General features: G+C 56.7%; 15 protein-coding genes and 1 pseudogene. 10 read left to right on the top strand and 6 right to left on the bottom strand.

The genetic code is table 11. The features are described 5' to 3' along the window. The first annotated feature begins 331 nt into the window (after positions 1-331). On the top strand, positions 332-2,920 hold the full coding sequence (locus tag H2O17_RS00735) for a sodium-translocating pyrophosphatase (protein WP_425486314.1): 2,589 nt from the start codon (positions 332-334) through the stop codon (positions 2,918-2,920). Position 2,921: 1 nt separating this feature from the next. Next, positions 2,922-3,977 carry a glycosyltransferase gene (locus H2O17_RS00730; RefSeq protein ID WP_182049896.1) on the top strand — a complete coding sequence of 352 codons (1,056 nt, stop codon included), beginning with the start codon at positions 2,922-2,924 and terminating at the stop codon, positions 3,975-3,977. Positions 3,978-4,115: 138 nt separating this feature from the next. On the opposite strand, the gene H2O17_RS00725 is transcribed toward H2O17_RS00730, so the two are convergent. The 6 genes from H2O17_RS00725 to H2O17_RS00700 all read right to left on the bottom strand — a co-directional run bounded on the left by H2O17_RS00725 (position 4,116) and on the right by H2O17_RS00700 (position 12,356). Next, positions 4,116-6,086, bottom strand: a complete 1,971-nt coding sequence (locus tag H2O17_RS00725) for a VCBS repeat-containing protein (protein WP_182049895.1) — start codon at positions 6,084-6,086, stop codon at positions 4,116-4,118. 118 nt (positions 6,087-6,204) lie between these two features. Then, complete coding sequence (locus H2O17_RS00720) at positions 6,205-7,596, bottom strand: ABC transporter permease (protein WP_343037864.1); 1,392 nt, start codon at positions 7,594-7,596, stop codon at positions 6,205-6,207. Beyond that, positions 7,547-8,356, bottom strand: coding sequence for an ABC transporter ATP-binding protein (locus tag H2O17_RS00715; RefSeq protein ID WP_182049894.1), 810 nt, complete (start codon positions 8,354-8,356; stop codon positions 7,547-7,549). Before H2O17_RS00715 ends, H2O17_RS00720 begins: the two co-directional genes overlap by 50 nt. A gap of 1 nt (position 8,357) precedes the next feature. Beyond that, positions 8,358-9,359: an efflux RND transporter periplasmic adaptor subunit gene (locus H2O17_RS00710; RefSeq protein ID WP_182049893.1), complete on the bottom strand. Its 1,002-nt coding sequence runs from the start codon at positions 9,357-9,359 to the stop codon at positions 8,358-8,360. 85 nt (positions 9,360-9,444) lie between these two features. Next, positions 9,445-10,581, bottom strand: a complete 1,137-nt coding sequence (gene aroB / locus H2O17_RS00705) for a 3-dehydroquinate synthase (RefSeq protein WP_182049892.1) — start codon at positions 10,579-10,581, stop codon at positions 9,445-9,447. A gap of 35 nt (positions 10,582-10,616) precedes the next feature. Continuing rightward, positions 10,617-12,356, bottom strand: coding sequence for an AMP-binding protein (locus tag H2O17_RS00700; protein ID WP_182049891.1), 1,740 nt, complete (start codon positions 12,354-12,356; stop codon positions 10,617-10,619). A gap of 309 nt (positions 12,357-12,665) precedes the next feature. Between H2O17_RS00700 and H2O17_RS00695 the strand changes: the two genes are divergently transcribed. From H2O17_RS00695 to H2O17_RS00660, 8 genes and pseudogenes are all read left to right on the top strand, one after another. Then, entirely contained in the window at positions 12,666-15,143 is a 2,478-nt protein-coding gene (locus H2O17_RS00695; protein ID WP_182049890.1) for an HAD-IC family P-type ATPase, read from the top strand. Continuing rightward, positions 15,124-15,894: a glycerophosphodiester phosphodiesterase family protein gene (locus H2O17_RS00690; RefSeq protein WP_182049889.1), complete on the top strand. Its 771-nt coding sequence runs from the start codon at positions 15,124-15,126 to the stop codon at positions 15,892-15,894. The genes H2O17_RS00695 and H2O17_RS00690 overlap by 20 nt, the downstream gene beginning before the upstream one ends. 224 nt (positions 15,895-16,118) lie before the next feature. Next, a pseudogene (locus tag H2O17_RS00685) lies at positions 16,119-17,360 on the top strand (MFS transporter); the annotation flags it as partial. A gap of 337 nt (positions 17,361-17,697) precedes the next feature. After that, the gene (locus H2O17_RS00680; RefSeq protein WP_182049888.1) at positions 17,698-18,921 is read left to right on the top strand and encodes a tyrosine-type recombinase/integrase; all 1,224 of its coding nucleotides are present in this window, start codon (positions 17,698-17,700) and stop codon (positions 18,919-18,921) included. A gap of 240 nt (positions 18,922-19,161) precedes the next feature. Beyond that, positions 19,162-19,860 (top strand): hypothetical protein, encoded by a 699-nt coding sequence (locus H2O17_RS00675; protein WP_182049887.1) that lies wholly within the window; start codon positions 19,162-19,164, stop codon positions 19,858-19,860. Between the two features lie 145 nt (positions 19,861-20,005). Beyond that, the gene (locus H2O17_RS00670; protein ID WP_220456787.1) at positions 20,006-20,188 is read left to right on the top strand and encodes a helix-turn-helix domain-containing protein; all 183 of its coding nucleotides are present in this window, start codon (positions 20,006-20,008) and stop codon (positions 20,186-20,188) included. 13 nt (positions 20,189-20,201) lie between these two features. Further along, positions 20,202-21,086, top strand: a complete 885-nt coding sequence (locus tag H2O17_RS00665; RefSeq protein WP_182049886.1) for a bifunctional DNA primase/polymerase — start codon at positions 20,202-20,204, stop codon at positions 21,084-21,086. Continuing rightward, positions 21,083-22,642, top strand: coding sequence for an AAA family ATPase (locus tag H2O17_RS00660; RefSeq protein ID WP_182049885.1), 1,560 nt, complete (start codon positions 21,083-21,085; stop codon positions 22,640-22,642). The genes H2O17_RS00665 and H2O17_RS00660 overlap by 4 nt, the downstream gene beginning before the upstream one ends. Positions 22,643-23,139 lie beyond the last annotated feature (497 nt).

Here is a 23,139-nt window from a genome sequence, read left to right as displayed (position 1 = left end):
ACCAAATTGCCCACGCAAATTGCCCTTCACGCCCCCGACCTGGGACCTTGTTCCCGATTATCGCCAATTCACGCCCCAGACCTGGGACCTTGTTCCCGATTATCGCCAATTCACGCCCCGGATGTGGTTCGAGATTGCAGCATCCGTTCAGTAAAGACCACGCGTCCTGAGAAATCTCTCTATTCTCAAATGAGGCTTCCATCACTCTCTGACTCGAGGAACCACATCCATGTCAATGACGACACGATCCCCGGGGCAATCGGACTACCCCCAAACCCAAAAGTCCGCCACCCATACCCCACACTCCCCCACACGCCGGTTCTCACGGCCGATTCTCATCGGCGCTTGTCTGACGCTTCTAACCGTCCTATCTGGATGCTCAAACTCCAGTAGTTCGGAGGAAGGTGTGCACGGCGGAGAAGCAAGCTTGCAGCTCCCCGACCTATCCAACGTCATGACCGCTGTGGGATTATCCGGCCGTGCCATCTTGTATGTGGGAATCCTGCTTTGCCTGTTCGGATTCGGTTTTGGCATCTTGACCTATGCGCAGCTGAAGAGGCTTCCCGTTCATAGGTCAATGCTTGAGATCTCCGAACTGATCTACACCACCTGCAAGGCCTATCTGAAGAAGCAAGGCCAATTCCTCATGATCTTGTGGGTCTTCATCACGGTTGTCATCGTGATTTACTACAAGTTCCTCGTTGGCTTCACGCTGGGACGAACAGCAATCATCGTGTTCTTCAGCCTTCTTGGCATGGCCGGATCCTATGCGGTGGCGTGGTTCGGGATTCGAGTCAATACCTTCGCCAACTCCCGCACCGCCTTCGCCTCGCTCAAAGGCAAGCCGCTGCCAACACATCAGATTCCGCTGAAGTCCGGCATGTCTATCGGAATGGTGCTCATCTCGCTCGAGCTCTTCATGATGCTCATCATCCTTCTCTTCCTTCCTCGGGAGATCGGCGGCGCCTGCTTCATCGGCTTCGCAATTGGAGAATCGCTTGGCGCTTCAGCCTTGCGCATCGCCGGCGGCATCTTCACGAAGATCGCCGACATCGGATCTGACCTCATGAAGATCGTGTTCAAGATTGACGAGGACGATCCACGCAATCCTGGCGTTATTGCCGACTGCACGGGAGACAACGCCGGAGATTCCGTGGGCCCTTCCGCAGACGGATTTGAAACCTATGGCGTCACAGGAGTCGCACTCGTGACGTTCATCCTCTTGGCCGTCAACGACGGGACGATGCAAGGACTCCTCCTCGTGTGGATGTTCGGAATCCGCGCCGCAATGCTGATATCTTCGGCACTCGCGTACGCCATCAACCACGCGTGGGCCCAGCGTCGCTTCGCCAACTCGACGCAGATGAACTATGAAACTCCGCTGACTTCTCTGGTGTGGCTCACCTCGATTCTCTGCATCGCGTTCACGTTCGCAACTACGGCATTGATTCTCGGAAATGCCTACTCCGGCTTGGGATGGAAGCTCTCGTTGATCATCACCTGTGGAACGCTGGCAGGTGCCCTCATTCCGGAACTGGTCAAAGCTTTCACATCCACGAAGTCCCGCCATGTACGCGAAACGGTCAAGAGTTCGCGCGAAGGTGGGGCCTCGCTCAATATCCTTTCCGGAATCGTCGCCGGAAACTTCTCCGCCTACTGGTTGGGCGTCACGATCGTTGGACTCATGTCAGTGGCCTATCTGATTTCCAATCAAGGGCTCGGCGAATTCATGATCGCTCCTGCAGTGTTCGCATTCGGCCTCGTGGCCTTTGGGTTCCTCGGTATGGGCCCCGTGACCATTGCCGTGGATTCCTACGGGCCGGTCACTGACAACGCTCAGTCCGTATATGAGCTTTCACAGATTGAGAAGATTGACAATATCGACCACGACGTCAAGGCCGAGTTTGGTTTCACACCAGAGTGGAACCGAGCCAAGTTGATGCTTGAAGAAAACGATGGTGCTGGTAACACCTTCAAGGCGACCGCAAAACCGGTGTTGATCGGCACCGCCGTCGTCGGCTCAACAACAATGATCTTCTCGATCATCATCGGACTGACCAACGGACTGACGGAGAACGTGCAGAACCTTTCGATCATGCATGCACCATTCCTGCTTGGCCTGATTCTGGGCGGCGCCGTGATCTTCTGGTTCTCGGGAGCCTCAATGCAGGCGGTGACCACCGGCGCCTACCGCGCGGTCGAATTCATCAAACAGCACATTAAGCTCGATGAAAACTCCGCAAAGGCATCGGTTTCGGATTCCCGCGCGGTGGTGGAGATCTGCACACAATACGCACAGCAGGGCATGCTCAATATCTTCCTGGCGGTGTTCTTCTCCACGCTAGCATTTGCCTTTGTGGAGCCATACCTCATGATTGGATACTTGATTTCCATCGCGGTGTTTGGCCTCTACCAGGCGATCTATATGGCTAACGCTGGCGGTGCGTGGGACAACGCGAAGAAGGTTGTCGAGACCGATCTCCACGCAAAAGGCACGCCGTTGCATGACGCCACAATCGTTGGTGACACCGTAGGCGATCCATTTAAGGATACGAGTTCGGTGGCACTCAACCCGATCATCAAGTTCACTACGTTGTTTGGAATGCTCGCGGTGGAACTCGCGGTTAGCCTGACGGCCGATGGGATGGGAACTATCGTCCACGTTCTGGCGGCGGTGTTCTTCATAATTGCTGCCTCGTTCGTCTATCGCTCGTTCTATGGGATGCGCATTCAGACCGAGGTGGGCGAGGTTGACGAAACCGGCGGGGGCCAGGATGAGAACCCTAGCGCTCCTTCAGGGGTTTCCGGAGATACCCAGGATCGGATTGCTGGGCCGGGATCTGGATCTCGATCTGAACATGGACGGGATTCTGGATCGGATTCGCAAGCACAGGAACTCATCGGAAAGGCAGGGCACTGACATGAACATCATCATCAAGCGCGATGCCACAACTATCACACCCGATGGTCGCGTGGCTGGCCACGATGCTGGGGCAACACTCGTGCGCCGCTTTCTCAGGCTGTTCCCGGGCGCACAGCTCGTGGGGCCATCCCCGCACCACGCCGCCGGATTTGACGTGGTGCCATTGGAGTTCATCGATCCAGACGACTCGGTGATTATCAACATGGACGTGCTGGACTCGATGGACGTGTGGCGCACAGTCTTCCAAGAATCGGGCGGAACTCAGCCACGCATCATGAACTTCGTTTGGTGGCCAGTTCACCAACTGGAACACCGGGTAGACAGATACTCTTTCGCACTCTCATGCGCCCTGTTCCCCACCTTCGCCGCTTCCGAAAGGACGGCCTCTGAGGTGCGCGACATTGTACAAAAGCGCACGGTATCCGAGATCTCCTCATTGTCCAAGCTCGACTGGGTGAATCTCGGGTTCCGCGTGGAGCACGTTCATGAGCGGCAAGAACCCGAAGTGCCAATTGTGCTCTACCCAGCGATCTACCTCTCGCCCACCAAGCGGCCAGATCTGTTCAAGAAGATCGTTGAAAAGGTTCACGCGCGCACACCACTCAAGGTGGAGATGAGGCTTCAGGAATCCCATTTGATCAGCGAGAAGGCTATGGCGTTTTCGCGACGCAGCTGGATATGGGTGGGTCCACTCACCGCGGAAAGGACCTCATACTATGAGGCTCTTTCCCACACCACGGCCTTCCTAGCCACCGCGGAAGAAGAAGCGTACGGCTTGTCATACGTGGAGGCGTTGGGCTCTGGCGTGGTGGGCATCTTTCCTGATCTACCTTGGGCGCGCGCGCTTCTCCCGGAAGGCTATCCCTTCCTTTACAACACCGAACAAGGTGCCGAGCAACTGCTGTATCAGGCAGTGACCGATCCTCAGTCATGCCGCGCACAGCTCGATCACCTCGTGGGCGGTTCCTTCCTACAGTGGATCGCAGACCATCACTCAGACGATGCCTTTGACCGTGAAGTAACCACGTGCGTGCGCACGTGGTTTGGTGAGTGAGGCCGCGCGCTCCGCGTGCCGTCCACAGGGATGGGCCCAGCAGATTTGCTGGGCCCATCCCTCTTTCGTATGTCCATGTTGAGTTGCTGGCCAGCTGCCGATGCTGTGAGCTAGTAGCTTCGGCACACCGGCGATCTATCAGTGCGTTGCCCCAAACCAGTGGGTGAATATCCGCCAGAAGTTGCGATTGCCATATGTGGAGCATTCATCGCCAGTGCCGTACATGTTTGCCAAAGCAGCGGCGTTGGGCTGGTATGGCGTGTAGTTGTACAGAGCGGCGGTGGCCTTATTCGCGATCGTGACGGGCGCAGATCCGCAGGATGCTACTGGGTTGTAGGGGATGGAGTACGTCCCTCCCGAACGGTAGGTGAAGGCGCTCGCCCGCACTCCATACTCCACGTATCGTGAGGCGGCCGAATAGAGTTGGTTGGCGAAACCTGCATATTGCGGCCCACATGTACCAGTTGTGGCACAACCGAAACCGAGTGCCTGATCATACTTCACACTGGTCAACGCAGAACCAGTTGCCGAAATGAGCCCCTGTTCCTTTTGAAGAGTGACCAGCAGAACCTGAGGATTCACACCACAGGCTTGTGCCGCCTTCGCGATCATGGAAGCCGCGCTTTCGTTATTGGCTCCCTGGAATGCCGAACAGTAATTCGACGTCATTGTGAGGGTGGTCTTGGTGTAGTCCTTCAGGCACTTTTCCTGACCTGCTTCACAGGAGGGATTCTGCGCCTGAAGGAATGCTTGAATCTCGGCCACGCTCATCGTTCCCGAATCGAACATCTTCGCATCAGAAATGATGTTGCCCGCAACAAAGGTGGTGTTGGGGTCCACGCTGGAAGTTGGGGAAGCCGTTGGTGTGGCGGTGGGCGGAGCCGTCGTTGGCGTTGACGTGGTAGCGCTCGGGCTCGGGGACGGAGTGGGGGATGGTGAGGCTGACACTGTGACGGTGGAACAGCCGAGCTTCTTGCTTGTACCGCTACCTTCATTGATTGCCACCACGCACACGCGATGGTTCCCAGCCGTTGCCGAGACCGTCTTGGAGAAGCCCACCGTATCCTGCGCAAGCCCGTAGGCTGTCTTGACATCGGCACGTTGCAGGGATGCCTTCACAAGAGTGGAGCTGTTGTCCACGAAGATCTGGATTGTCAACGATTTCGATGTATCCGGATCGTAAGTCCAGCCGGAAACGGTGACTGCGGAGGCGGCCGGTGCTACGCTATCGATCCGGCCCTGGGGATCGTGCGCGGCCACAAGTGTTGGAACGATTCCATCGCGGCGGATCACCCCTAAGGTATCTGATCCGTCCGAGTTCCAGTCGCCCACGATAACGTCGTCTGTGGACCGTCCATACGCCAGCTTGAGATCCGCGACTCCCGAGGTAACCGAGTTGCGGATGTGGTAGATGTTGCCGCGCCGAACGGCGAAGCTATCGGCGCCATTGCCGTCCCAATCGCCAGCCAAAACCGTGTCGGTCGTTTTGCCATAGACGATGACGGATTGCGCAACTCCCGAGGTGAGCGTATTCCGGATGTGGTAGGCGTTGCCGCGCCGAACGGCGAATGTATCCTTTCCGTCGCCATCCCAGTCACCCACTAGGATCTCATCCCCCGCTTGCCCATAGACGAACGACGTAGACGCCTCACCCCCGGTCAGCGTGTTCTGAATGTAGAACCGGTTGCCGCGGCGCACGGCAAGTGTGTCTTTGCCGTCTCCGTCCCAGTCTCCGATAAAGATCGAATCGGTGGAACGGCCAAAGACAAACGAATACGTAGCTGCGCCGTCGCTGTTCTGATCGCGCAGGTAGAAAGTGCTCGAACGCCTGATTCCCAAAGTATCGGAGCCATTGCCATTCCAGTCACCCACCACAAACGCATCTGTGGACTTCCCGAACGAGTATGCGTTGTTGGCCGTGGCCGTCCACGCATCGTTAACGTAGATCCCAGCAGCAGGATCGTCTGGATTCTTGGGGACGACGACGACCCCAGTGGCCGCCGGGCTCTCGCTAACCGCCAGTGCGGCGCCGGCAGGCAGCAGCTGGCTCACAGCCAGTAGTGCTGCGAGTGTCAAACCAACAAAGCCCTTATGTTGCCCAGTGTGCACTGATCCCTCTCCAGATTCTGTCAGGGGTTGCAGATACCTCAACAATATCTGAAGGAACTGCCTGTGTGACCAGCCATTTCGACAGTTCTCAGGCGGGAAGATCCAGGGGCTGCCGTTCTCAGTACCGGATCGCGTCGATCGGGCGCACTTTGACTGCCGCGATCGCGGGGATGATGCCGCACAGTGCGCCCACACCCGTAGCAATACCGATACCTGCAATGGCTGCAGACATTGGGAAAGTGGGAGCGTTCTGCAGCATGATGCCCATGGACTCGAGTGGAAGGTAGCGCGTGACGATCACAGCAATGCCCACACCTACGATCCCGGCAACAAATGTGGCCACCACGGACTCCATGAACACGGCAAAGAACACGCGGCCTGCAGACGCTCCTACGGCACGCCGGATCCCGATTTCTCGAACTCGTTGACGAACGGTAACCACTGCGACGTTGAGCAGACCTAATGCACCGAGCAGAATCACGATTCCACCGATGCCCATAATGGCCAGCCGCACCGTCTCGAGCTGATCGGCGGCGTCGTCCCACTGTTCACCGCCATAGGCCTCCGCAGTCCAGTCGTCGCCAAGCACTGCGGCAACTGCAGCGGGTAGGGTGGTTCGGGCTTCGTCGGCATTGTCCGGGCCCACCCACACCGCGGCAGTCGAATCGATTGCTCCCTGTTCAACGTCGCTTGGTTTCATCAACTGCCACGAATCGTACGGCATGTAAATCCGAGGAGAATCCCACGTGCTGCCAGCTGGTACCACGCCCACAATCCGTATGGTCTGGGCCTCCGGACGCGTGAAAGTCAATGTGGTCGGCACAGAAATGTCCGGTTTCCCAAACAGCTCCCACATGGTCGAGTTAATCACCACTGGTGTTACGCGTTGGTTGACGTCTCCAGAAGCAAGCCAGCGCCCCTGAGAAGGCCGTAACCGGTAGAGCACGGCATAGTCTGGATCCACGGCATACACCTCAGGCGAGGACCACTCCTCCACCACTCCGTCGATGTATGCACCGTGGAATGTACCGAGGTTCACCAGCTCGTCAAACTCCTTAATCTGGAGGTCGTACGCGGTGGAAACACGTGACCAATAGCGGATATCGAATCGCTCGGCGACTGTGAGCATTGCCTGCCCCAGCGGATCCACGATCACATCCTGCTCCACGGAGTTGGGCGAATCGGAAGTACCGTCCGCATAAGTTGAACAATCACCCGTTGCGCACGCATCATCAAGAATCGGGGTATCACCGGATTGGTAGGCGCTGATGGTTAGAGTGACCTCACGCCCACTCCACGCTTCCTGATTCTCGCGTTCTGATTGAATGAGCAAATCACCGATGGCGATCACCGTGGCCATGGCCGCAACTGCCGCGGTCACACCCACCAAGGAAAGCACCACCCTAGCCCGTTGCACCTTGACCTCGCCCCATGCCTCCACAAGGGCTCCGATGATGGAGCTAAACATCGCGGACCTGCGCAATCTCGTGGGCTTGGGCTTCTTGCTCACGTGCTTCTGCTTCTTGCTCACGTGGCTGCTGGGCCTTTTGGACGAGGGACTCGTCCGCGCTGAGCGCGTCGCGAGCGGTGGCGACTGGGTGAAGCACTCCTTCGGCAAGTACCAGCACCCTATCTGCACGCGACGCAACATTGAGGTCATGCGTGATCACGATAAGCGCAGAGTCATTCTCGGATGCAACATCCTCCAGAAGGGTCATGACGGAACGACCCGTTTCGGGATCGAGTGCACCAGTGGGTTCGTCTGCCAGGATCACGCGCGGTTGGCGTACCAGTGCCCGAGCAATAGCGATGCGTTGTTGTTCACCGCCGGACATCTCCGCAGGGTATGAATCAAGCCGATCCCCAAGCCCCACCCGTTCGAGCATGGCGGCAGCTATGCTCGAACGCTTCCAGAACTGTGCGCCCGTCGTGTAGAGCAGGGGTACCTCAACATTCTCCAACGCGGTACGTTCAGAGAAGATGTTGAACTGCTGGAACACGAAGCCAAAGGTCCGCCCACGCATAGCTGCCCGCTTGCGCTCCCGTAGTGCCAGCGCGTCCTGCCCATCCACGGAATATGTGCCCGAATTTGGCTTATCCAGCATGCCCAAAATGTTGAGAAGCGTAGATTTGCCCGTGCCTGAGCGCCCCACAATAGAAACTCGTTCGCCAGCCTCAGCACGCAGTGTGACACCCTGCAAGATGTGCAACGGCGAACCATCAGGAAGGTCCACAGTGCGGGTGGCATCTGCCATCTCCACAAGAGCCATATCAGCAGCCTTCGCCGGTGAACTCGTTGCACTCCATAGCGTTGCCTTCGGTGGGAACGAACTCCAGAACCTCATCTTCGGCAGTGAGACCCTCGATGATGTGGATGCGCTGACCGTCTGTAATTCCGAGCTTCACTGCAACCTTTTCCGCGTCACCCTCCCCGCCTGTAGGCAGGTACACGTAACCACTTGCGTAGCGCCCCTCCACTGCACTGACTGGCAGAGTGAGGACATCCGTAACTTCTCCGGCCACGATGCTCATTGTCACTTGGAGTCCAGGGAAGACCTTCTGACCATCAGGAATCGCGCACGACGCTTGGATGGTGGTGCCTGTACCCTCTTGATCATCGGATGCCGCAGGGGTGGAGATGAGTAGACCCTCGCATTCAAAGGGAGCAGGCCCATTGGTGATGGTTAGCGTAGCTTTGCTCGGCACATCTTGAATCCGATACATCTGGTCAGCCGTCAATGAAGCCACTGCAGAATAGGTGGCCGGCTGCACGGTGCCAAGTTGGTCCCCGATAACAAACTGCTGGCCCATGAGCGCTGTGAGCTTCAACGTTCCCGAAGCCGGAGCCACCACATACTCTGACTTATAGATGGTTTTCCCTGGGGTAACGACCTCGTTGCCTTCCTCGTCTACTGAAACGACGTCGTCGCCCTGTTCTGTCCGTTGGATCAGAAGGATTCTTTCACCTTGATTCACGGCCACGCCGTCTGCAGCATAGATCGCCACTACTTCGCCATCGAACGTAGATAAGACTGGTGAGGATGCATCGGATTCGACAGTTCCAGTGAGGGTGAGTTCATTGACGATGGAACCGGATTCTGGCACGACCGTCAGTTCGCCGAACGTACCGCCTGGAGCGAGCCCGTCCGGATCAGTGGCTTCCGCAGAATCGGGTATGAAAGCTATCTTCACCAGCGCCACTGCGATCACAACCAGAAGAAGAAACCTGATCGCCGCGGTGAATCCGGAGAGCTTTGTTTTGCGAGTACTCATAGATGCTCCGATGTGAGGCACATGGCGTGCGGGCAACTAGAAAGACTCTACAAGACTCCCATGTTTCTTTCAGGAAAAGCCAAAGTCAGATTGCGCTTCTCAAAAAGTCCGCGATTTCCTCGGAGGGCACGGGACGCGCCGACGCGCCGTCGTCGAAAACCATCATGTCTCCGATACCGCGCTCGAAGACGAATCGGATCGCACCACTCTTGCCCTTCTTGTCGTGCGTCATTGCATCCATGATCGCCTCAACAGTCACTGATTCCGGCAGAGCGGTGGGCAGGCCAATGGCACGCAGGAGACGCTCAATCCGGTCAGCTTCTCCCTGTGTGAGGTAGCCGAACTGCACACCCCACTTGGCCTGCAAGTTCAACCCCACCGCCACGCACTCGCCATGGCTCATCGTGTATCCCATGGCGGTCTCCAGTGCACGGCCAATCGTATGGCCCAGATTGAGAGCCATTCGCCGGTTGCCTTCGTGTACATCGGACACCACGAAGTCTCTCTTGATCTCGCAGTTGCGGCGAGCGACGAGTTCCGCCAATCCGTCATCGCGCACGAACTCCGCCGGGCTCATTCCACGAGTGACAAAAGCATCTTCGAGGGCATCAAAGTACTGCACATCGCCTAGGCAGGCATGCTTGACCGTCTCGCCCATGCCGTCGCGAATCTGGGCATCGGATAGAGTCAGCCACCGATCCACATCGATCACCACAGCGCTGGGCTGATGGAAGGCACCAATAAGGTTTGTTGCTGCTGGCGTATCTACCGCCGTTTTTCCACCAACCGCGGCGTCCGCTGCGCCAAGAAGCGTTGTAGAGACCGAGATGTAGGGAACGCCGCGAGTAAAAGTGGCGGCAACGAAGCCCGCCAAGTCGGTTACAACCCCTCCACCTACCGCAACAATCAAGGTGTCACGGCCACATCCGAGAGCAATGAGTTGGTCCTCAAGTGCTTCCTTTGTGGCGCGAACCTTGTTCGGCTCACCGGCAGGGAACGCCAGCACATCAACGCGACGTCCCGCATCAGCCAATGCACGCGCAATGGACTTCCCGGCGAGTTCAACCACGGTGGTATCAGTGATCACGGCAATCCTGCGCTCCGCGAGGTCACCTCGGGACGCTAGCTCCACGACCTTTGCATCGAGTCCGCGGCCAACCACGATCGGATACGACTCATCAACAGTGCGAACCAGCTCAACCTTGAATTCCGTGACTTCCATGCTCACTCCCTGCGGCAACGTAACTGCAGGCCAGTCTAACGAGGAGCGGGAGCGAACGGGCCGCCCTTGCGCCAATCGGTCACTCGTTCGGCAGAACCCGCCGCGATAATCGTCTCCCGTACCTTCCGTCTCTCAGGCTTGCCGATAAGGTTGCGCGGGATTTCCTCCACCAAGTGCAGCTGGCGCGGGAGCGCATAATGGGGCAGCTCCTTTTCCAAGGTCGCGCGCAGGCGCTTGAGATCCGGGTTCTTCCACGGCGCAGTCACCACGGCCGCGACTTCCTCACCCATCGCCTCGTTTGGTACTCCGACGACGACGACGTCCGTCACGTTCGTCAGCTTCCTCAGGGCCGCCTCAACGTTCGAGGGGAACACGTTGAACCCATTTGTGATGATGAGGTCCTTGGAGCGATCAACAAGGTAGATGAAGCCGTCGTCGTTGCGCGCAATGTCGCCAGTACGGAACCAGCCATCCACGAACGCTGTCCGGGTCTCCTCTGGATCGTCAAGGTAACCAGAGAAGACCTGTGGCCCTTTCACCAGAATCTCGCCGGGTTCGCCGTCGGGAACATCGCGCGTGGGATCATTCTGATCAACCAAGCGCATGTTTGTGCTGGGGAATGGGAGCCCAAGGCAACCCGGGCGTCGGTCCGCAGAAAGTGGTGAGCCGCACAAGGTCGGTGAGGTCTCGGACATTCCGTAGCCCTCAATGATGAAGTGGCCAGAGGTTTCTTCCCAGCGCTCAGCAATCTCTCGTGACAGACCCATGCCTCCTGAAACCGCAAACTCAATGCTCGAAATATCTATATCGTGTTCGCTTGCGTAGCGGGCGATTCGATCAAACATGGGTGGCACACCGAGAAAGAACGTCACATTGCGGCGTTGATGGGCGTTGAGCGCCAGTTGCGGGCTGAACGTGGGAAGAATGATTTGGCATGCACCAATTCCCACGCCCGAACACAACAAGAAGCACATTCCAAACGCATGGAAATATGGCAGCAAGGAGAAGAAGGTCTCCGCTCCACGATCCAGGCCCCACACCCAAAACAGGTTCTGGTTTACGTTTGCGCGGACGTTTGCGTGCGTCAACGGCACAGATTTGGGAATCCCGTTCGTGCCTGACGAATGCAGGATTACTGCATAGTCAGAAGGCGCAATCTGAAGAGCAGGACCCGAGTAAGGAGCCGCATCGCGCACGAGTTCGTCCCACGATCTTGACCTGCGTGGCACCGGGCCGGTCATAGCCTTGCGCTGCTTACGAGCCTCGGCCACTGGCAGTTTCAGCTTCATTCGCATTGAGTGGGGCATGGGGAAAGTGATATCCACTGTGAGAAGACTGCTTGGATTCACGCCCGCCTTGACCACAGTCTGTGCAGACTTCTGCCACACAATACATATCTGCCCTTGGTGGCGCTCAATTTGCTGTTGCAGCTGCGCGGCGGGCGCGAGCGGGTTGAGCTCTGCCACTACTGCCCCGAGGCGTTGGGCGGCGTAGAAGGCAATGAGATGTTGCGGGCAGTTCGGCAACGCAATCGAGACCACGTCACCCTTTTTCACACCGCGCTTCGCGAGAACATCGGCACCTTTGAGTGCCTCACACAACAACTCCTCATACGTCCACACGCTTCCGAAGTAATCGATCGCGGGTGATTTCGGATACGTGTTGGCTGTGTGTTCCAACAGCTCGAAGATAGGGCCTTCGGGCTCAGGTATCTCACATGGAACACCCTTCTGGTAATGAGTATGAGCTTGCTCAGAAATCGGTGTGAAGTCCACGGTTCTTGCCTCCGCCTAGGCTGCGAGTCGAATATCTTGCCGAACCGCACGGGCACCACAACGGCTGCGCAGGTCAACACTTCCTTCACTCTAAGACGCGCCTGAACCAGATCAACGGGTTTTTGCTGTCGGAAGGAAGACACGCCAGCAACTAGACAAGTTCACCTTTTCATGGCCTCGAACTGGTGCCAAACCGAAATCAATCACGTAGGGATTGGCCGCGCCAGCAGTGCTTGCCGAGGGACTACTCCCCTTATGGCTGAACCCGAACGGTTGCCTCGCGCCGGCCCAACGCATAACCTCGAAGGCATGTCTGCACCAGTGCGCGACCACCACATCGATCCTCACATTGGCCTGAGCGATGCTCAAGTTCGCGAGCGCACAGAGGAAGGGCTCACCAACTCCCTCCCTCCTCGTTCCGGGCGAACCACTCTACAGATTGTCAAAGACAACGTCTTCACCCGTATCAATGCGTTGCTGGGCGTCCTGTTCGTCCTCGTCATGTTGACCGGATCGTGGATTAACGGAGCCTTCGGCCTTCTCATCATTGCGAATTCCATCATTGGAATCGTCCAAGAACTGAGGGCAAAGAACACGCTGGATTCACTCGCCGTCGTCGGCGAAGCACATCCAACCGTCCGGCGAAACGGCAGTGAGCGTCAAGTCGCTCAAGAGGAAGTTGTTCTTGACGATATCGTCACCGTGACTCCCGGCGAACAGATCGTTGTGGACGGCGTCGTGGCCGAAGCTCGATACCTCGAAGTGGACGAATCCCTGCTGACAGGGGAATCCGATCCCGTTCCAAAACGCGAAGGGGACCAAGTATTATCAGGCAGCTTTGTGGCTTCTGGCGTGGGCTCATATCAGGCAACCAAGGTTGGAGCCGATTCCTACGCTGGCAAGCTCACCGCTGAGGCGGCGAAGTTTTCGCTGGTGCATTCGGAGCTGCAAGCCGGCATCAACTCGATCCTCAAGGTCATCACATGGATTCTGATCCCAGTTGGAATCCTGACCGTCTTCGGGCAAATCCGAGTTGGTGAGAACAACTGGCAAGCGGTGATCTTGTCTGTGACTGGTGCGCTGGTGCCAATGATCCCCGAAGGCCTTGTGCTCATCACATCCACGGCCTTCGCACTGGGAGTCATTCGGCTTGGGCAACGCAAATGCCTCGTGAACGAACTGCCAGCAATTGAGGGCTTGGCACGGGTAGACGTGGTGTGTGCGGACAAGACGGGAACACTTACGGAGAACTCCATGGAGTTCGGCACATTGCACCCGCTCGGATCACACTCTGAGGCCGAGGCTCTGGAGGCACTCAGCCAACTTGCTTCTGCGGACCCGGCGCCGAACTCCTCAATGGAGGCAATTCGGGTTGGAGTGGGCACAGCCAAAGTCCAGTGGGAAGTGGAGCAGACCCAGCCTTTCACATCAGCGAAGAAGTGGTCAGGGGTGAGCTTCGCTTCAGAAGGCCACTGGATTCTTGGAGCGCCAGATGTGCTCATTCCAGCAACGAGCGATGCCGGCAAGCAGGCGCAGGAGATCGCTTCTACGGGGCTGCGTGTGTTGCTGCTCGCCTCTAGCGATGTGCCAGTGACTGCGGAGGGCGCTCCCGGACTGGTGGAGCCGATTGCCTTGGTAGTGCTGGAGCAACGTATTCGGCCCGACGCCGCCGAAACCCTTGAGTTCTTTCGCAGCCAGGGAGTGCAGGTCAAGGTCATCTCTGGCGATAATGCCGAATCTGTAGGTGCGGTTACCCGCAACCTCGGCATGGACTCCGGCGAAGCCATTGATGCTCGGTCTATAACCGAAGCCGATTTTGCGCAGACTATCAACGATTCGCACGTATTTGGGCGCGTCACCCCACAACAGAAGCGCGCAATGGTGGCGGCACTCCAGAACAATGGGCACACCGTTGCCATGACCGGAGACGGAGTTAATGATGTTCTGGCGTTGAAGGATGCGGACCTGGGAGTTGCCATGGGCTCGGGTACAGCGGCAACGAGGTCGGTTGCCAAGATCGTGTTGCTCAATGACAAGTTCGCCACACTGCCCTATGTTGTGGCAGAAGGTAGGCGCGTGCTTGGCAACATCGAACGCGTAGCCAATTTGTTCCTGACCAAGACGGTCTATTCCTCAATCATGGCCATCTTGGTACTGCTCTTTGCTCTGCCGTTCCCGTTCCAACCCATCCACGTGACCATCACGGGCTGGTTCACCATCGGCATACCTGCCTTCCTGCTTTCGCTTCCACCTAACAACGAACGCGCTAAAGACAACTTCGTCCAGCGGGTTATGCAGTTCGGTTTCCCGGCCGGGCTCGTGGTGGCGCTGGCATCATTTGTCACTTATGTGGCCGTGCGAGTCCCTGATGGCACTGAACAGCAAGCCACGCAAGCCTCCACTGCTGCTCTGCTGGCACTGATCATGGCATCCACGTGGGTTCTGGCAGTGGTGGCCAGACCGTACGAGTGGTGGAAGATCCTGCTCATCCTTCTCCCCTTAGTGGGTTACGGACTTATCTTCACCTTGGATTTCACGCAGACTATCTTCATGCTTGATTCATCCAATGTTGAGGCCATGAGCTTTGCGGCGGTCGCCGGGCTAATCGGCGCGACCCTTATCGAGATCCTGTGGTGGGTGCTCCGTTCGGTTACCAAGAGCGAAAAGCCTGTGTGGATGCCGAAGCAAGAACGTGCGGCCGCTGCCGCTCAGCGCAGAATTGAGCGCGAAGCCCGCCGAACCGAGAAGGAAGCCGAAGGTCGCGTCCATGAGTCCAGTCGAGTCTAGGAACCAAGCAGGAACCGAACAGCGCATCGTGTTTGCTCACCGAGGCCTGTGCACACAGGCTCCGGAGAACACAATGGCCGCGTTCCGGTTGGCTCATGAAGCCGGCTGCACGTGGATTGAAACTGACGTGGATATCATCGCCGATGGAACACCCGTCATTCTCCATGACTCCACACTCAACCGAACAACGGACCACAGTGGTTCAATGTATGCGCTCAGTAGGCACGAGCTTCCACACGTCGACGCCGGAGCGTGGTTCAGCCCGTCCTTTGCGGGCGAACACTTGCCAACGTTGCATGAGTTCATAGACTTTCTCAATGAGACGGGTATGAACGCGAATATCGAGCTCAAGTCTCATGAGGCGGGGGCTGCGGGCGCTCACACGCTCATCGATGTGGTGATGAGAGAACTGGCGCGCCTCAAGCCTGGTATCGAAATCATCGTTTCCTCCTTTAGCCTGCTTCAGCTAGCCGAGTTCCATCGCCGCGTTCCCAATTACCCCATCGGTGTACTCTTCGAGCAACGTACATTGGGCTTGGATTGGCTTTCTGTGCTCGAGATTTGCGGCGCGAGTTATGTGCATTTGGAGGATACGGCGCTCCTCCCCCAACTTATGGCACTTCCTCTGAAAGCTGGCTACAAGGTAAACGTCTGGACTGTGGACTCAAGAGCTCGGGCAAACGAGTTGTTCCACCTCGGTGCAACTGGAGTTTTCACGAACGTGGCGGATTCGATGCTCGATTTGGCTTGAGATCTATTGTGGGCTTGAGATCTATTGTGGGCTTGAGATCTATTGTGGGCTTGAGATCTATTGTGGGACTATGCAATGGCAACGCGGCCGCCAGGCGTATATTTGCTTGAAAGCAGCCTCACCACATGGAGCTTTCTATGTCAATGTCAGCAGATGTCAGCGACCAACAGTCCTCGCACTCCCACCCACGCCGTTTATTCTGAACAGCATCATATCGATGGTGGTTTGCTGCAGATACATCGTCAGCGCTTGGCGGATCAGTAACTAGCTATGCTTTTCCATTGATTGTTCTGGCATTAACAGGATCACCGGCAAAAGCCTCACTGATGGGTTCTATCGCAATGATAGTCTCCGCAACCTGTGAGCTCTTTGGTGGTTCTCTTCAAGACGCAATGGATCGCAGAAAACTCCTCGTCATCAACGGTGTGGCGGGTCTTCTTATCTATTCGTGGGCATGCCTGTTTCTCTATTTTGACTGGTTCACATTCACCGCAGCGATCATCTTGGCCATTCTTCAGGGACTGAGGTCCGGACTTACTGGTGGGGTATCAAATCTCCTGTTGCGCGATGTTGTTCCTTCCGAACAACTACCGCAAGCCATGGCAGTGAATCAGGGACGCGATGCTGCTATCGAATTCGGCGGTGCTCCTGTGGGTGGCCTTCTGTTGGGTATATCGCGGGTCTTTCCCTTCCTCACCACCGCAATTCTGGCGTTGATTCAGACGCTTTCAGCGTGGCGCCTGAAAGGCTCTTTTGCTCCGCCTCCCAGCGAGAAATCACCGATTTCGATCAGTGGACTCTTCGACGGATTCCGTTGGATCCTCAGTTCGCGGCTCATGCGTATTATTGTCTTTGCTGGCAACCCCGTCTTTTCTCTATTCAACGCCGCAATCCTCATCACCATCATGGAGTTGGTGACCCAAGGCAGTAGCGAGACGGAAGCTGGTTTCATTAACACTGCTGCTGCCGTTGGCGTCTTCCTGGGTTCATTACTCGTCAGTGTGCTTCTTCCGCGCGTCCGGGGCGGTGTGCTCACGCTCATCGCATTCGCGCTACCCGTCGTATGTGTGCTGGCCATGTCCGCCACCACCGGCCTGGTGTGGAAGCTCGTTCTTCTAGTCCCCGCACTACTTCTGCTGCCAGCCGGGAACTCGGCGATGGGGGCATTCCAGATGCTCGCTATGCCCAAGGCCGTCATGGGGCGAGCTTTCGCCAGCATGGGTATCTATGAGTCCCTCGTCGGAGCAGCTATTACCGCACTCGCCGGAATCAGACTACAGACCTTGGGCTACCAGACCACCATGATCATCATGGGATCCCTCATGGCGCTCCTATTCCTCCCACTGTTGTTCTCTTCAGAAGTCCGTGACATCCCACTTTCGGATCATCTGGAGACCTACGCGCACTCGCTGGGATATGGCGAAGAATCTCCGAGTAAATCACCGGAATCACCTAATGAGGGATAAAGGCTACGTGCACAGGAGGAATCCCCAAGCACGCACAGCTAGTTGGGAGTTCCGCAGCCGAACCGGAGACCACACATAGGTCATGCACTACGCTGAAATGACTATCCCCGGTACCACTTGTCACGTGTGTACCGGGGAAAACCAGTGGCGGTAGCGGCGGGATTTGAAAGCGTAGGCACGCCTTTTTGGGAGTGCTGGAAACGTGGGGAAAAGTCCACCTTTCGTTGCTATGCCAACGTTTTGTTTCATTCACTATGTATGCTCAATTGTGCTCTGATACGCTCATTTATGGCAGCGTTGTACCGCATATGTACCGCGGTTTGGGGAGGGAAAACCTATGGGACGTCTAGCATTTGGGGCAATCGACAAGCAACGCTCAGGGCGATTTCGTGCCCGATACACACACCCACTGACACCGTTCAATGACGATGGTTCACCTAACCGCATATCTGCGCCTACAACGTTTCGCACTAGGACAGAAGCACAGGCATGGCTAGCGGGGACCCAAACAGATATCGCCAAGGGAACATGGAAGGCACCCGAAGAACTCGAAGCCGAGCGCGTAGAGGCCACCATGGAAGCCCTCCGTGCAGCACGCACATTCGGTACCTACGCCGCCACATGGCTACCGTCACGCCGCCTCACACCAAGGACACGGCAGACCTACGAAGGTCTACTACGTGTCCACTTGCTCCCACAATGGGCCAATACACCACTGAGAGCGATCACGACGCCGGATGTGCGCGCATGGCTGGCCGTCCTTGCTCCAGGCTCTCCAGGGGCACGCAAGAAGGCTTATGAGCTATTCAAGACAATTCTGGCCACCTCAGTGGACGATGACCTCCTAGCAGCTAACCCGTGCAAAAGGAACATGCTTGCCACGGTGGAACCGGCACGTGCGCCACAGGTAGCGCGGCGTAAGCGTGAGCCACACGCACTCTCACTTCCCGAACTTGAAGCGGTCGCCGCCCAAGTCCCCGAATATATGAGGGTCCCTATCATGTTGGCCGGACTGACAGGAGAACGCTCTGGGGAACTCCGTTTCTTACATGGTGGGGATGTGCGCACCGACGATGCCGGAAGGGTATGGATTGATATTCATATGGCCGTCTCTGGTCAGGGGAAGAACCGGGTAACCGGCACACCGAAAACACCGAAAAGCATTCGCAGTATCCCGTGCCCGCCATCGTTGACCGATGACATTACCGCGCTCGCGGATAAGGCTGGGACTACCGGCTTACTATTCCACACGGTGAAAGATTCGAGAGAGATAATCCCTGAGAGGACCTTCCAGAAGAATCTTTCACGTGCGGGGGAACGCGCCGGTGTAGGGCATGTCTCGCCACATGATCTGCGCCACACAGCGGCTAGTTTAGCCCGTGAGAATGGTGCTTCAGCGACCGCGGTACGTGACCTTCTCGGACACACCACAACAAGCATGACAGACCGTTATACGCACACGTCAGATGAAGAACTCACCCGGGTAGTGGACGGCCTAGACCGCGAGCGCATTCGCCCCGCTAGCGTTATCTCGCTCGATCAGAAGAGGAAGCAAGCGTGAGGAATGACCCTAACTGGACTCATTCGTTGACTGTGACACCTCAAGCAGGAGATCTAACCAAATGGTCAGGCGAACTCTTGCTAGGTTCAAGTCTAGAGCAGGGGAGAGCATAGCCGTATGCAGGAGACTTGGAACACATGGGCTTGGAACATCAAGATCTTCTGTGACGCTCAACGGCAGTGGCATAGGAGCGGGAAACGGAAACATAACCTAGCTGACTTCCAACGCGTAGGACGTGAAGTGACGAAGGTATCTTTCATTAGTGAGTATAACGACGTGGCCCCTCAGGAACGAGAGTTCAGTTACTACTATCTCGGGAGACACACACCTAAAGCCTTTGAATGGGTGAACATCGCTCATTTCTCCACCCGAACGTATAGCGCTAAACACATGGAAGAAACTGGGGAAGATAACGCTTCCCAATTTAACGGCATAGTGGATGCCGCCGTGCAAGAACGAATTGATCGCCGGGTGCGCCAGCTTACAGAGCAAGGGTATGAAGAACGTGTTATAGATATGGACGGCGGGACTGAGCCAAACGTCTATGACCTGTACGCGTACGACCCTGACGGCAGACCTTTCCTTGAGGATAGTGTCACCATATACCCTGACGATTTCAAGGCTGAAGTGTTGTACAACTCGTCAGATAAAGACGGTCGTGAGAACCGTTTCTCACCATTCGTAGGAGCACTTACGGAAGAAGGGGAGTTGCTCAATATTCCAGCGGCAGAGGGGGGACGATTTCACGATATTGTGGACATCCTCGATCGCTACGGCCAGGCACCCGTGTGGAGAATGGCGTGCCCGTGCGGTATCTCAATACCCGATATTCCTCACTATGAACTGTCTCCCGCGCTGGACAAGCTGGCAGAACAAGGGCAAAAGAGAATCTCGATAAGCACCCTTCTCAGAATCATTGAACTCATGAAGGAATGGTAGAGCTACACCTTTGTGCCCATGTGCGCTAGCATAGGCACATGGCACCGTGGCACGCCGATAGAAGAAGCCACGGCCGCTCTTTGAGTGACAGCATGAAAACACGGGTGAACTGTATCTACAGCACCCCAATTCCAGAAGGAATTTCATGCACGCGAACATTGAACAGGGCTATCTCTCCATCCCAGAAACCGCACAATACCTTGGCGTATCCAAGGACACCGTGCGCCGGATGATCTACCGCAAAGAACTTGAAGCCTACAAGGTAGGCCGTGTGATTCGTATCCCGGTTGCAGCTCTCCAGGCCGCACTGCCACCCGCCGTAGCGTAAGGCGGTAGGCAAAGTGAATACAGAAAAAGAAGCGGCCCCCGACGAGGCCGCCACATCCGATACGTCTATTCTAGCCGATACTCACCCGTGCCGCCCGAACATCTCTTTCCTAGGTGATGCCGCACTTGACTACGCCGCCAACGGGTGGAGTGTTCTCCCATGCTGGGAGACCGGCACCCGCCCGAAGAGTCCCCGGATAGCTGGAGGATTCAAGAATGCCACCACAAGCCTCACACAGGTAGCCGAATGGTGGCACCGCTGGCCACAAGCTCTCATAGGCCTAGCGTTACCTCCCAGTGTGGTTGTGCTAGATCTCGACGAACCGCGAGCGCTCGCGAGCCTACAGGTAGTTAATGGTGGGCCGCTCCCGGCAACGTTGACGGCTGTCACGGGAAGGGCTGGGGGTGGCTATCACTACTATTTCACGCACAGGATTACCGGCCTTAGCCAGTGTGGTGTGAGGGATAGGGGCGGCAAGCTTGTTCCGCATGTAGATGTGCGGGTTGGGGGTAGGGGGTATGTGATTGCCCCGCCTTCGCCGCACCCGGCCACAGGTGTGCTCTATGAATGGTGTGAGGGCCCGATGGAGCTGGCCGAACTGCCCGCTGCGCTTGCGGACGCTCTGGCACCCCCGGCACCCCGCCCGATGCCCGTGGCAGGTTCGACGGGCTACCACTGTGGCAGGGCTCTAGATGGGCTCGTACGCACGATGGTTAACGCGAAGGTGGGGGAACGTAACACTCTCCTTTTCTGGGTGGCGTGCCGAATGGTTGAACGTGAGCAGCGTGGTCTCACAACCGATTGGGCAGGGCTAGAGCAAGCCGCGCTTTCCACAGGGCTATCTGCCAGTGAGATACGGGTGGCGGTTGCGAGCTCCAGGAAGCAGGTGGCGGCGTGACTACTCCTAAACCGCCCAAGGGGAGCATTGTAGAGGAAGAGGCCATGCACGTACGTGCGGTGTCTCTCGTGGGCCGTACGCCGCGTGTTAACCGGTTCGTGTGGGCTGATCGGATTCCACTGTCCGCAGTGAGCATTATTGGCGGTGAAGGTGGTGCGGGTAAGTCCACGTTGTGTGCATGGCTAGTGGCTCTTATTTCACGTGGGAAACTGGAAGGCGAGTGCTACGGCGATCCTCGTAATGTTCTGGTCATTGCGATGGAAGATGATATGGACTCTGTGCTAGTCCCGCGGCTTACCGCTAACGGTGCGGATCTCGCCCGCGTAACCCCGATTGTGTTGGAGCAGGGCGAACACCCATTGGCGTGGAAGTTTCCTTCGTGTATTGGATGGCTAGAACAGGCGATCCAGAAACACTCCCCCGCGCTTGTTCTGATAGATCCTATTGTGGCCACTCTGGAGGGTGACAACGACAAAGAGAAGGACGTGCAAGGACTCTTGCATTCTCTCAACGCTCTGGCACAGAAGTACCGGTGCGCGATTGTAGGGGTGAAGCATCTAACCAAGGGGGCAGGAAGAATTGAGAATGCTCTAGGTGGCTCGGGCCAGTGGTGGAACGCCGCCCGCTCAGTCCATATGGTTGGCAAAGACAAGGAACTTAATCAAGTGGTGCTCTCTAGCGTGAAGCAGAACAGTGGGCCGCTCCCCTCCCAGTCTCTGGCCTTCAGATTCGACACTGTAGAACTAGACGGGCTAGGAGAAGATGCCAGTGGCTTAGATCGTCCTTGCAAAGTAACGTCCACCAAAGTGGAATACGTGGGTCTCTCTAAGGTGGATGTGGAACAGCTCCGGTTAACCAATCCCGCTACCGAAGAGGAAGCCGAAGAACGCCAAGACTGCGCCGACTGGCTAGCAGACTATCTTTCACATTGTGAAGGGTCTGCCACCGTTGCTGAGATTAACGCACAGGGACGGAAGGCAGGAGCATATGGGAAGTCAACCTTAAGAAAGGCCGCTGTCACACTTCAGTTGGTCAAGAGCAAGGCTAGGTTTCAAGGCGAAATGACGTGGGCACTCCCCCAAAGTGCTCACCCTCTCGGTGCGCGGGCCGACGTTAGCACATTGGACGAACAGACAGGACTTTCCCCTGATATGACGCCACTTCCCCAAAGTGCTCACAATGTGCTAAGTGAGCAGTCAGTGAGCATATTGGACAAACCGCGCGATACCAACGATAAACCCGCGTCTGATTCCCTAAGTGCTAACGAACCTACACGCACACGGCAGGGTGAGCACAATGGGGGAAATGCCGACACTCCCCAGTTCGACAACCAGGAATGCTTGCCATTATTTGGAGACGTCCCGGCACACTCCGTAAGCCGACCTGACGCAACCCTACGGAAGCCACCAAACGGGTACCCTCCAGAGTTGGTAGACAACGTGCTGCGCGTCTACAGGGAGACTCGCTCCTACCGCAAAACTGCGGAAAGGATCGGCGGACTCGGCAAGGACAAAGTATCCACCATTGTGAGGGAGTACGGCCAGCTGGGAAGCTAGCCCACGGCCCGTGGCGCTCGCGGTCGCTCTGCTAGGTGCTCGCGAGCGCCTTCGCATTTCTAGGATCGACACCACGTACCGCACCTAGTTGCACACGTAGACCTGATAGGCAGAAATGTTTGAACCCTCCGCGGGGAAAGATCACCTCACCAGCGGTGTGATAGGGCCACGCTCGGTGGTACCCCGTGGGGGATGACTCCCTCCAGGCTTTCCCTTCCCACCGCCGGATAGCAGTAGTGTCTCAGCGAGCGCCGAAAGGTTCGTTTTTGTCCGACTGAACTGGGCCAAATGGCGTGATATCAACGCTTAACGGCCGTGGCGGTAGCTTTTTCTATGGTTTCGCATGCTAACAGAGTCTTGTGGCCATACTTAATCGTTGCTGTAGCAGCACTTAACCGTAACCACCCTAGGTGCACACTTATCGGCCAGGGCGCACCAGACCCGATCTTGAGGTGTGTCTATGAGCATTGCCAGACCCGTACAAACAAGGAAACACA

It is taken from the genome of Changpingibacter yushuensis, from assembly GCF_014041995.1.
In the GTDB taxonomy this organism is placed as follows: Bacteria; Actinomycetota; Actinomycetes; order Actinomycetales; family Actinomycetaceae; genus Changpingibacter; species Changpingibacter yushuensis.
Note: the sequence above shows the minus strand (reverse complement) of the source record. Positions and strands in the feature narration are given on the sequence as shown.

Bases quoted from the DNA above. Each gene is read 5' to 3' on its own strand.
- H2O17_RS00730 (WP_182049896.1), top strand. From the start codon at position 2,922: ATGAACATCATCATCAAGCGCGATGCCACAACTATCACACCCGATGGT.
- H2O17_RS00715 (WP_182049894.1), bottom strand. From the start codon at position 8,356: ATGGCTCTTGTGGAGATGGCAGATGCCACCCGCACTGTGGACCTTCCT.
- H2O17_RS00710 (WP_182049893.1), bottom strand. From the start codon at position 9,359: ATGAGTACTCGCAAAACAAAGCTCTCCGGATTCACCGCGGCGATCAGG.
- aroB (WP_182049892.1), bottom strand. From the start codon at position 10,581: ATGGAAGTCACGGAATTCAAGGTTGAGCTGGTTCGCACTGTTGATGAG.
- H2O17_RS00695 (WP_182049890.1), top strand. From the start codon at position 12,666: ATGTCTGCACCAGTGCGCGACCACCACATCGATCCTCACATTGGCCTG.
- H2O17_RS00690 (WP_182049889.1), top strand. From the start codon at position 15,124: ATGAGTCCAGTCGAGTCTAGGAACCAAGCAGGAACCGAACAGCGCATC.
- H2O17_RS00680 (WP_182049888.1), top strand. From the start codon at position 17,698: ATGGGACGTCTAGCATTTGGGGCAATCGACAAGCAACGCTCAGGGCGA.
- H2O17_RS00670 (WP_220456787.1), top strand. From the start codon at position 20,006: ATGCACGCGAACATTGAACAGGGCTATCTCTCCATCCCAGAAACCGCA.